This is a genomic window from Maribacter confluentis (assembly GCF_030505015.1).
Taxonomy (GTDB): Bacteria; Bacteroidota; Bacteroidia; order Flavobacteriales; family Flavobacteriaceae; genus Maribacter; species Maribacter sedimenticola.
The window spans coordinates 1-11746 of record NZ_JAUKUC010000009.1 but is presented as its reverse complement, the minus strand read 5'-3'; the positions used below and the strand labels follow the sequence as shown (position 1 = coordinate 11746).

The window sequence follows — 11746 nt, the reverse complement described above, 5'->3', positions numbered from 1 at the left end:
TGGAAACGATACGCAATGCATCGATTATCAAGACCGGTAATCCGTTCATCCAAAATAGCCACTTTAGGTTCTAGCATGGCCATTTGAAAAATTTCGTTTCTTTTTTTCTCACCGCCAGAAAAACTTCATTAAACTACGCGACAAGAATTTACGGTCTATTTCCAATAATTCCGATTTTTCCCTGATCAACTTCAACATCTCCTTTGCAGCATATCTTCAAGACCTCTAGCCTTACGGATTCGTTAATGGCCGTTTTCATGAAATTGGTTACGGATACTCCAGGAATTTCTACCGGATATTGAAAAAAGAAAAAACACCTTTATGGGCTCTTTCTTCTGGCGACACGTCTTCCAAGTCCTCTCCATTTAATTCTATGGCACCTTCCGTTACCTCAAAATCCTCTTTACCCGCAATTACGGATGCCAAGGTACTTTTACCTGAGCCATTAGGACCCATAATAGCATGTACCTCACCCGCCTTAACTTCCAAGTTTATTCCTTTTAGTATTTCCTTATCCTCCACACTAGCGTGTAAGTTTGTAATTTTCAACATAATATGTTACTTTAAATATTCTGGTGCCTTAGGCATTTTATTAAAATCTTCTTTTGAATGTTGCATGTATACTTTGGCATTGTTCTCCTTTGCCAAAGCTTCAAAACTGGACATGCTATTTAATGTTTCCTCAACATCATAATTAAAAATAGGTACTCTTCTATGTGTTCTATTTTCATACAAATGATACAGATCGCCGGTTAATAGTAAAGGGCCGCTTTCAGGAAGGTCCAAATACAAAACCTGATGTCCCGGGGTATGTCCTGGCATAGATTTAATGACAACGGTACCGTCACCAAAAACGTCATAGTCACCAGTAAGCGGTTTTGTCTTGGTCAAATCCTTGATCGCATTATAAATATCTGCATTGTTCTTTTGGGTTTCCTCACTTGTGATAAAATCATATTCACTTTGTTGCACCAACCATGTAGCCTCTTTAAGGACATTGGCATGCCCACTATGATCAAAATGGGTATGGGACAAGGCTATAAAATCAATATCCGTTGGCACCATGCCAATACGTTTTAGTTGATTAACTATAGAGTCTTTTCTACTTACCGTAAATGCGCCGCTTGGGTCCGTGTACGGTTCGTCCATAGCGATTAAACTTTCAGGAAGTCCTGCATCCCACATGAGATTACCTTTAGGATGGCTAATAACATAGAACGGGTCTGCAAATTCCTTGGTCTGGCCATGATAGGTGGTGTCCTGAGAAAATAATTCCAGGTTATTGACCATAACAGTACCACCATTAAAAGTGTACAATTTCACCTCTGGCTTTACTACTTCTTGTGAAGTGATTTCAGCTTTAGTTTCGTTCTTATTTTCTTTGCAGCTAAATGCGAAAATCAGAACTATGATGATTAAAAAATTTCTCATTAGTGTATTTACTTTATCCAACAGATCCTTCTAAACTAATTTCCAAAAGTTTTTGAGCCTCCACGGCAAATTCCATTGGTAACTTATTCAACACTTCTTTACTGAACCCATTTACGATCAACGCTATTGCTTTTTCCGTATCAATACCTCTTTGGTTGCAATAAAATATTTGGTCCTCACCAATCTTACTGGTTGTGGCCTCGTGCTCTATCATTGCCGATTTATTCTTGGCCTCAATATAAGGGAATGTGTGTGCCCCACATTCATTGCCCATTAAAAGGGAATCGCACTGCGAAAAATTACGCGCACCTTCCGCTCGGCTATTCACCTGTACCAACCCACGATAACTGTTTTGAGATTTTCCGGCAGAAATACCTTTAGAGATAATGGTACTTTTGGTGTTCTTTCCAATATGGACCATTTTGGTACCTGTATCTGCCTGTTGGTAATTATTGGTTACAGCAATAGAATAAAATTCCCCTATGGAATTATCTCCTTTTAAGATACAGGAAGGATATTTCCAGGTAACGGCAGATCCTGTTTCTACCTGTGTCCATGAAACTTTGGCGTTTTTCTCACACAATGCTCTTTTGGTCACAAAATTATAGACCCCTCCTTTACCGTCCTTGCCTCCCGGGAACCAATTTTGAACCGTAGAATATTTTATTTCCGCACCGTCCAAGGCAATTAATTCTACCACGGCGGCATGTAGTTGGTTTTCATCTCTAGATGGTGCAGTACACCCTTCTAAGTAACTTACATAACTATCTTCATCTGCAATGACCAATGTACGTTCAAATTGGCCGGTACCTGCTTGGTTGATTCTAAAATAGGTAGAAAGTTCCATTGGACAGCGAACGCCTTTAGGAATGTAACAGAAACTACCATCAGAAAAAACAGCGGAGTTCAAAGCCGCATAAAAATTATCTCTTTTTGGCACTACAGAACCAATGTATTTTTTTACCAGTTCAGGGTGTTCCTTAATGGCTTCCGATATGGAGCAGAATATAATTCCTTTTTCCGCCAAGGTCTTTTTAAACGTGGTGGCAACCGAAACCGAATCCATAACAATGTCTACCGCAACATTCTGTAGTTTCTTTTGTTCGTCTACAGAAATCCCAAGTTTCTTGTACATCTCCAACAATTCCGGATCAACATCATCCAAAGTTTTGTTGGGATCTGCCTTTTTAGGGGCGGAATAATATGAAATTGCCTGAAAATCGGGTTTTGTATAATGTACATTTGCCCATTCTGGCTCAGCCATTTCCTTCCAATATTTAAAAGCCTCTAAACGCCAAAGCGTCATCCATTCCGGCTCCTCCTTTTTCTTGGATATGGCAATAACGATTTCTTCGCTCAAACCATTTGGAAACGTTTCAGATTCTATATCGGTGTAGAAACCATATTCATACTCTTTGGTTTCCAATTCTTTCTTTAATTCTTCTTCTGTATATGCCATATATTCATAGTTAATAAGTTAAAAGTTGACGAGTTAAAACTAACCATATCTCTTCTTAACATATTTAATATAGTTTGCTAGCTGCTTTGAAATTATCGCAATTTGTTCTCTATACTCTATTAATTCTCTTTTTTCAAAATATCCTGTTTAATCCATTATATAAAAAGGATTCTACAACTAGTTGGAAAATCCCTAAGCAACATATAAGGCTGACTGTCAAGCAATTTAAAGATATCCCCTATAAACGCTTTTGATAATTTGTATACTTCTAAATTTTCAAAAGAACTATACATAACAACCTTTGCCTATTTCCTTTTTCTCGTTTTACTTTATACTATAATGAAAAACTTTCACCACAACCACATGTTCTTTGTGCATTGGGATTGTTAAAGACGAAACCCTTACCGTTAAGTCCACCAGAATATTCCAATACTGTACCTACTAAGTATAAAAAACTTTTTTTATCTACAATGATACGTACATCGTTATCTTCAAAAACCTTATCAGCTTCATCTTTTTTATTATCAAAATTCAATTCATAAGACAATCCACTACATCCGCCGCTCTTAACACCCACACGCACATAATCCTTGGTCGCGTCAAAACCTTCCTCTGTCATAAGGTTGATGACTTTCCTTTTAGCCGTTTCTGATACCTGAATCATAATTAACTGGATTTAATCTAAATAGTTTACAAATATACGTCATAAGTAGGTTTTTTCCATAGAACCTAACATTATTATAACGTATATCAACATAGGAGAATCCTATAAGAATATCTGGTGTGTTTTATTTGATTTTTAAAAGGATCAGGTCTGATTTACCTTTAAGGATAAGGGGGTTAAAATCGGCACTTGATGATTCCCCCACAACGAAAACGCTCCCATCTGGGTTTTCCATTAGGTCAAAACCAAAATCAAGTCCGGAACCGCCATAAGATTGCTGCCAAACAAGATTACCGGTTTGGTTGGTCTTTACCAACCAAATATCATTTTCCCCCATATTGTTAGAGGCATCATAATCATTGCTTTTAGTGTTTCCGGCAATTAAAAATCCGCCATCCATACTTTCTACGACCGCCTGTGCCAGATCAAACTTGCTGCCACCATAGGTCTGCTCCCATTCCAAATTGCCATTTTCATCCAATTTGATCATCCACATATCAGATTCACCGTGGTTATTTAAAATATCGCCATTAGTACTAAACGTATTGCCTACGACCACAAAACCGCCATCCGTAGTTTTGGCAATATCATAGGAAACCTCAATACCTTCCCCACCAAAAGATTGTTCCCAGACCAGGTTACCAAACGCATCTACCTTTACGACCCAAAAATCATAGCTACCATTGGTGCTGCTAATATCATAATCGTCACTTTCGGTAAAACCGGCCATGACAAAACCACCGTCATTTGCCTGTACCACACTATGCGCACGATCATTGTTGGTTCCTCCAAAATAACCGCGCCATTGCACACTGCCCTCTTCATCTATCTTGGTGCCCCAAAATTCACCTACACCATGACTCGTTAAGGTATTGCCTTTTTCAATATTACCGTCTGCACGTGCCGATGTAATATCCAAAAATCCTGTGAAAAAATACCCTCCCTGAGATGCCTCAAGAATATCGTAGGAATGGTCATGTCCAGAAAAGCCGTAACTACTTTCCCACTCCAAATTGCCCTGTGCATTCAACTTCACGATCCAATTGTCATGAAATCCTTCATTATTAGTGGCGTCGCCGTCACTGCTCATTGCATAACCGGTTAAAATAAACCCGCCATCACTGGTCTGTGCCAAACTTTGCCCAATATCATCTTTGCTGCCCCCATAGGTTTTGTTCCATTGTAAATTTGCATCGCGGTCAAACTTTAAGAGCCAATAATCATTTTCTTCAATGGTTTTGGTATCAATATCACCATTTATACTGCCTGTATATCCAATAATTGCAAAGCCGCCATCATTGGTCTTTATAATGGCCTGAGCACTTTCAACACTACTACCGCCAAAATTTCTAACCCATTCCAATTCTCCCTTGAACGAAGATTCCAAAGTATTGAACGTTACTTCCGCTTCTTCCTTTGCGCAAGAAAAATAAAGCATAATAGAGATTATAAGTGCCGTTTTACGCATATTCAATCAGATTTTTTAATGATAAATATTCCGCCATCAATATCACTGACAATAACATTTCCACTTTCAAAATAGGGATAAACACTCCACACACCAGAAAACTGGGTGTTATCATTTGCCGGGTAGGTATCAAAAAAAGCCTCTTCAGTAATTACCTTGTCCCCTATATTGGTTATGTTCAACACACGGACTCCGGCAGTGTAATTAGCTAGAAAAAATTCGTTCCCCAAAACATATCCATTATGGTCTATAGCACTTGTAGGACCTAAATAGGTGTGGTGCAAAACAGGATTTTCCAAGTCCGCCATATCAAAAATCAAAGTTCTGGTGTTAAAACCTTGACGGATTTCATCCAATTCATCTCCTAAAATAAAATACCGCTGGTCATCTGTAAACCACCCTTGGTGGGTATAACCAATATTTGGGTAAGGCAAAGTAGCCAATGTCAAAGGGGAATTTTTATTACTAATATCTACTATAACAACTTGATCTTCATTAGCCCCAACAAATAGTTCCGCACCTTGATAGTCAGTATCTGGACCACTGTACGTAATGACCTGTGCATCATGAGTATACCCGTTAACACCCCACCCACCGGCCGCCAGAGGGGCAATTGGATTTTGAAGATCAAGAAAATGTACGCCACCATTGTAGTCATCGTCCCTATCTGTACCCACAGGATAGGCAAATCCAGAGGAGGGATTGATTACAATATTATGAGCATTACCAATACCGGTATAATTACCATCTGCAATAAACGTTAAGGGAAGATTATTTACTCCCCTAAGTTTTTTAAGGTCGAACACTTGAACACCATGATTATCGGCTTCGGCAACGATGTAGGCATAATCTCCATAAACCTTTACATCTCTCCAAGAACTTGCACTGGTAGCAGTGGGCAATTTTCCCAGAAAAGTTGGGTTTTCGGCATCCGTAATATCTATAAAAGCTGTACCATTATCCAAACCCATAATTGCGTATTCCTTTCCTGTCTCAATATCTGTCCACCCCCAAATATCATTGCCCGAAGCCGCCTGCATCGTTTCCAAGCTAATATTGGCCAAAAAATCATACCCATTACAAGGGTATATTCCTGCCATACCGTTTTCACAAGGCATGGATACAGAAGTAACAACATCGGGTACATTATTCTGAATAGAATCATTATCAGAAGAGCACCCAAAAATCCCAAAAAATGTTAAAAGATAAAGAACCTTTTTCATGCAATTAATTTAAAATCAATACTTAAAGATACTAATTGCATTTTATGAAAAATCATAAAACTGAATTGAGGTCCATATTATTGCCATAATTAAATTATCTTGATGATCAAATCAACTATCAATAAAACAAGTTTACCTTATGTCAAACAAAAAGACACACATTAAAAAAAGTTCGCGCAGAAAATTCATGAAAAACACCGGTATGGCCGCAGCCGGATTTATGATCGTCCCTAGACATGTATTGGGCGGAACGGGGTTTATTGCGCCAAGTGATAAACTGAATATAGCCGGTATTGGCGCAGGTGGCAAAGGACAAAGTGATATTGCTTCGTTTGCAGAAAGTCCAAATGTCAATATTGTATCATTATGCGATGTAGATGATAGACAGGCCGTTAAATCCAGAGAAGCTTTTCCCAAGGCCAGTTACTATAATGATTTTAGGGAAATGTTAGAGAAGGAAAGCAGTAATATTGATGCCGTTTCCGTTTCTACGCCAGACCATAACCATGCGGTGGCAGCATACCAAGCAATGGCAATGGGCAAGCATGTATATGTTCAAAAACCGTTGACCCATGATATTTGGGAAGCCAGAATGCTTACCGAAGCTGCAAAAAAATTCAAAGTGGTAACCCAAATGGGAAACCAGGGCGGTTCTGGAGATGGGGTCCGTAAAATGAAGGAGATTTACGATACAGGTATTATAGGTGATGTCCATACCGTAAAATGTTGGACCAATAGGGCAATTTGGCCCCAAGCGTTGCAGACACCTACCAAAAAAGATAGGATACCTAAAGGTCTAAACTGGGACCTTTGGCTTGGCACTGCGGCAATGCGCGATTATAATGATGCGTATTTACCGTTTGATTGGAGAGGGTGGTCGGATTTTGGAACGGGTGCCTTAGGTGATATGGCATGCCATATCATGGACCCCGTTTATAGAATTTTACCTATTCTTTATCCGGATACCGTAGAGTGCAGTGTATCGGATTCGTTCAAAGGGAATTTTGAATACAAGGATTATCCAAAAAGTTTTCCGAATTCCAGTAAAATCCATCTTAGCTATCCAAGAACCGATGGCAAAGGCAAAATAAAGGTTACTTGGATGGATGGCGGACTTCTTCCTGAGCGCCCAGAGGAACTAGGGGATGATGAAGCCTTAGGAAATTGGGATGGCGGCGTGCTATTTATAGGTACTAAAGGAAAACTAATGGCAGATTGTTATGGTGCCAACCCAAGGTTATTGCCATTAAGTCTCAACGAACAGTTTGAAGTAGAGCAAACCATTGCCCGTGTACCGGAAGGCCATTATTTACAATGGGTAAATGCATGTATGGCAGGGTATGGCAATGCAGAAACCAGCTCCTCCTTTGACTATGCCGGTCCGTTTACGGAAAGTATTTTAATTGGTAATTTAGCATTGAAATCATACTTTGAAGTAGACCCTACCGTGGAAAACCAAAGCTTTTGGGGCGGAGGCAAGCAATATTATGGCAGAAAACGCTTACAGTGGGATGCAGCAAATATGAAGATCACCAATTTTGAACCGGCCAATAAATATGTAAAAAGAACCTATAGGGAAGGGTACTCCTTAGGCTAGACCGTTAATTTGCATCTAATTGATTTTAATAATGAACCGGGGCACAAATGCCCCGGTTATTTTTGGTTTTTATCTTGTATTTACTTCTTAAATTTGCAGCATGCTAGAAAACAAAGACCAAGAAAGAACATCACTGGAAAAATTAGGGGAATTTGGCTTAATTGAACATCTTACCAAGGATTTCAAGATTTCCCGGAAGTCAACCATTAAGGGTATAGGCGATGATGCTACCGTGTTAGATTTCAAGGACAAAAAAACGGTGATCAGTACCGATCTATTAATTGAAGGTGTGCATTTTGACCTCAGCTATATGCCATTAAAACATTTAGGGTATAAAGCGGTCATGGTAAATTTATCCGATATCTATGCAATGAACGCAACGGCTACACAAATAACCGTATCCATTGCGGTGTCCAATAGATTTCCTTTAGAAGCCCTGGAAGAATTATATTCCGGTATTGCCACGGCCTGTAAAATGTACAATGTAGATCTAGTGGGCGGGGATACCACGTCTTCAAAGACAGGGTTGCTCATTAGTGTAACGGCCATAGGAGAAGCGGAAGAATCTAGCCTTGCCTACCGCTCCGGTGCCAAACCTAATGACCTTTTGGTCGTAACGGGAGATTTAGGTGCAGCCTATATGGGACTACAGGTCTTAGAACGGGAAAAAGAAGTATTTAAGGTAAACCCCAATAGCCAACCCGATCTAGAGCCCTATTCTTATATTGTTGAACGGCAGTTAAAGCCTGAAGCACGAAAAGATATTCCAGATCTCCTTAAAAAATTAAAGGTTCATCCTACCAGCATGATCGATATTAGCGACGGACTATCATCTGAAATATTGCATTTAAGCAAAAGTAGTGGCCTAGGTATAGATTTATATGAAGATAAGATTCCACTTGACCCAACTGTAATATCTGCCTGTGAGGAATTTAAAATGGATAGTACCTTGGTAGCCTTAAGTGGAGGCGAAGATTATGAATTGCTGTTTACCATAGACCAAAAAGAATTCCCAAAAATAAAGGGCAATCCTAATTTTACCGTTGTGGGGCATACTACGGGAGAAAATGAAGGTGCTTTCTTAATTTCCAGGAATAATACAAAAATTCCATTGACCGCTCAGGGCTGGAACTCTTTTGCGTAAAATAATGCTATGCTACTTGTTGTGTAGCGGTATGCCTTCTTTGGTAAATACGCTCTAATGTCCTATTGATATCCTGTAATTCTGGAGTTAAACTAGAAAGGTTGCCACTTACATCTGTAGTAACTTGTTTTTGGCAATGAATACACTTGTACTCTTTAATGTGGGAGGTTACTTTTTTAGAAATGGAGTAATGATGGCCGAAAATGTTGCAGAATAATTTTTTCATGCTGTAGGTTTTTTGGTGCAAAGGTTACAATCTGGGTAATCTAAAATATGCGGTTTATAATTAGGTTTACTAGTAAGAAATTGACATAAGTTTAATTTCTTAATGTTAATGTACTGTATATTAAAGAACTGTACCACTATTTGTTGTGAGTCTGACCTATCCTGTTGTCAACCTTCTTTTTTTTGGTGTCTTGAATCATCAAAATCCTTGGCAGGTCTGTTATTTAATAAACTTTCACTTAAATTGCATCTATGTTTAAAAAGAAGGAAACCCTTGTAACCGCCTTTGCCCTATTCTCCCTTTTTTTTGGGGCGGGCAACCTAATTTTACCCCCATTATTGGGCTTTAATTCTGGAAATCAATGGCTCATAGTAACTATAGGTTTTGGATTATCTGCCGTAGTGATACCCGTATTAGGTATTTTGGCACATGCAAAATTACAGGGAACACTTATAGATTTTGGCAATAAGGTGTCACCTTTGTTCAGCTTGATCTATGCATTTTTCATTTATGCAATTGCGATAGCCCTCCCTAGTCCCAGAACAGCTTCCGTTACACACGAAATGGCTATACAGCCCTATTGGGAAATTTCTTCTTGGTATACCAGTAGTATTTATTTTGGCCTGGTCTTACTATTTGCTTTAAACCGTTCCAAAATTTTGAACATACTGGGCAAGATTTTAACCCCTGCAATAATCATTATCTTGCTATTGGTCATTGGAATAACGGTTTTTTCATTTCCGTTTGAATTTGGAAGCACAACAATTGAAAGCCCCTTTACCAACGGTATTTTGGAAGGCTACCAAACCTTTGATGCCATTGGCGCCGTAGTCGTTGGTGGGGTCATTATCATATCTATCAATCTAAAATATGTTGATGCAAGGTATGATGAAAAGAAAACATTGATTATGAACGCTGCCTGGTTTGCCGGTTTATCGCTGTTCTTGATTTATATGGGTTTAATTCTTTCCGGGGCATTGTCACATACGGTTTTTAACGTGGAGACCACTAGGACAGAAATCTTATCTGGCCTTGCAAAACAGAGTTTGGGGAATATTGGCAATTTGTTCTTGAGTATATTGGTTGGTTTGGCGTGCTTTACCACAGCGGTAGGTATAGTGACCGGCACGGCAGATTATGTAGCATCAAGGTTTAAGGAATCTAAAACGGCTTATATCCTTATGGCAATTATTGGTAGTGTGTTGGGGGTGCTCATGGGTCAGTTTAACGTTGGGTATATCATTGCGGTTGCCGTACCCTCATTAATGTTCATTTATCCATTGACCATAATCCTAATTCTTTTAAATATATTCCCTGATAAATATGCTACACCTTTGGTCTTCAAAATGGTGGCGGTTACCACTATCCTATTTAGTATACCTGATTTCTTGGGTAGTATAAGTGCATTAGCACCAGCAGCAGATACATTTTCATGGATTCCCCTGCAGCAATATAGTTTGGGCTGGGTTTTGCCAGCACTTTTGGTATTTGTCCTGACCAATATTTTAGCCAGAACAAATACAAATTAAAGCGAATTTCTAAAACTCTATTTCCAAACTAATAGGACAATGGTCACTACCCAAAATCTGATCATGTATCTCTGCAGATTTCACTTTGTCCCAAATAGATTCGCTGACTAAAAAATAGTCTAAGCGCCAACCAACATTTCTCCCTCTTGCACCACCGCGCATACTCCAAAAAGGTATACTTATTAAACGTGGTAGGATGCAATTTTCTAAAACTATCCACTAGATTGAGTTCTTCAACATATGGTCAAATCCGTCTATTTCCACTTGGGTAAACCAGATGTTTTATTGTAATTGCTTTTGGGTTTGCCAAATCGTTTGCGGTATGTGCCACATTAAAATCTCCTGTAATGATTAAAGGTTTGGTCGATGAAAGTCCTTTAAGGAGATTGCCAAACCATTGACAAGCCGAACATAACGGGTGAGGCACCAACCTGATAAACTTTCCTAATTTTAAAACTCGGCCAGTATTTGTAATATCCCCGCAATAATTACGGTTGCGAACACATAGTTTAAAATAGTTTCTGGCGCTATACCCGAAAGTTTCTCTTTATTCAAGTATTAAACCAATGAATACGACAGCAACTGCTCCGTTGCACCCGAAATCATACCCGGTCTACCACCAAAAATTGAGGTAATCAATGCCAGAACAAAAGCGGCATATAAACCGGTTAAGGGAGAAAACCCTGGTATTAATGCAAATGCTATTGCTTCTGGCACCAAGGCCAACGCTACGGTAAGTCCAGATAAAATTTCTGTCTTATAATCTACCTTTTGATTAAATCAAATAAATTGAAAATCTTCGCCATGTATCAAAACCTTTAAAGGGCGCAAAATAGTAAATATTTACCGGCCCTGCCACAAACATGTAGATTATTACCAAATTATCTGTTTACCAGTCCTTTAATCCCAATAACTTCTCTCCCAAAGGAGATAATTTGGCAGTATCGTATTTGGTTTGTTCCCAATTACGGGGATCACCAGAAAAGCATAGCCTTCCGGTGCAAT

10 protein-coding genes and 2 pseudogenes are annotated in these 11746 nt (G+C 39.0%); 3 read left to right on the top strand and 9 right to left on the bottom strand.

The genetic code is table 11. From position 1 onward, the window contains the following. From sufC to Q2T41_RS20020, 6 genes and pseudogenes are all read right to left on the bottom strand, one after another. Positions 1 to 552: pseudogene (gene sufC, locus Q2T41_RS20045) on the bottom strand (Fe-S cluster assembly ATPase SufC); the annotation flags it as partial. Between the two features lie 6 nt (positions 553 to 558). Next, the gene (locus Q2T41_RS20040; RefSeq protein ID WP_304435995.1) at positions 559 to 1431 is read right to left on the bottom strand and encodes an N-acyl homoserine lactonase family protein; all 873 of its coding nucleotides are present in this window, start codon (positions 1429 to 1431) and stop codon (positions 559 to 561) included. A 13-nt stretch (positions 1432 to 1444) separates the two neighbouring features. Continuing rightward, entirely contained in the window at positions 1445 to 2890 is a 1446-nt protein-coding gene (sufB, locus tag Q2T41_RS20035; RefSeq protein ID WP_304435994.1) for a Fe-S cluster assembly protein SufB, read from the bottom strand. A 334-nt stretch (positions 2891 to 3224) separates the two neighbouring features. Then, positions 3225 to 3554: a HesB/IscA family protein gene (locus Q2T41_RS20030; protein ID WP_089258534.1), complete on the bottom strand. Its 330-nt coding sequence runs from the start codon at positions 3552 to 3554 to the stop codon at positions 3225 to 3227. A gap of 124 nt (positions 3555 to 3678) precedes the next feature. Continuing rightward, complete coding sequence (locus Q2T41_RS20025; RefSeq protein WP_304435993.1) at positions 3679 to 5022, bottom strand: hypothetical protein; 1344 nt, start codon at positions 5020 to 5022, stop codon at positions 3679 to 3681. A 2-nt stretch (positions 5023 to 5024) separates the two neighbouring features. Continuing rightward, entirely contained in the window at positions 5025 to 6245 is a 1221-nt protein-coding gene (locus tag Q2T41_RS20020) for a choice-of-anchor B family protein (protein ID WP_304435992.1), read from the bottom strand. 139 nt (positions 6246 to 6384) lie between these two features. Between Q2T41_RS20020 and Q2T41_RS20015 the strand changes: the two genes are divergently transcribed. Both Q2T41_RS20015 and thiL read left to right on the top strand, forming a co-directional pair. Then, positions 6385 to 7842 (top strand): Gfo/Idh/MocA family protein, encoded by a 1458-nt coding sequence (locus Q2T41_RS20015; protein ID WP_304435991.1) that lies wholly within the window; start codon positions 6385 to 6387, stop codon positions 7840 to 7842. Positions 7843 to 7942: 100 nt separating this feature from the next. Next, a complete protein-coding gene (gene thiL / locus Q2T41_RS20010; RefSeq protein ID WP_304435990.1) occupies positions 7943 to 8986 on the top strand; it encodes a thiamine-phosphate kinase in 1044 nt (347 codons plus the stop codon). Positions 8987 to 8993: 7 nt separating this feature from the next. Here thiL and Q2T41_RS20005 read toward each other — a convergent pair whose 3' ends face one another. Beyond that, positions 8994 to 9212, bottom strand: coding sequence for a DUF1660 family phage protein (locus Q2T41_RS20005; RefSeq protein ID WP_089258524.1), 219 nt, complete (start codon positions 9210 to 9212; stop codon positions 8994 to 8996). A gap of 251 nt (positions 9213 to 9463) precedes the next feature. Between Q2T41_RS20005 and Q2T41_RS20000 the strand changes: the two genes are divergently transcribed. Further along, positions 9464 to 10741 carry a branched-chain amino acid transport system II carrier protein gene (locus Q2T41_RS20000; protein WP_304435989.1) on the top strand — a complete coding sequence of 426 codons (1278 nt, stop codon included), beginning with the start codon at positions 9464 to 9466 and terminating at the stop codon, positions 10739 to 10741. Between the two features lie 9 nt (positions 10742 to 10750). Here Q2T41_RS20000 and Q2T41_RS19995 read toward each other — a convergent pair whose 3' ends face one another. Together Q2T41_RS19995 and Q2T41_RS21050 are read right to left on the bottom strand one after the other, a co-directional pair. Beyond that, positions 10751 to 10903 (bottom strand): hypothetical protein, encoded by a 153-nt coding sequence (locus tag Q2T41_RS19995; protein WP_304437538.1) that lies wholly within the window; start codon positions 10901 to 10903, stop codon positions 10751 to 10753. 222 nt (positions 10904 to 11125) lie between these two features. Beyond that, positions 11126 to 11547: pseudogene (locus tag Q2T41_RS21050) on the bottom strand (SulP family inorganic anion transporter); the annotation flags it as partial. Between the last annotated feature and the right edge of the window lie 199 nt (positions 11548 to 11746).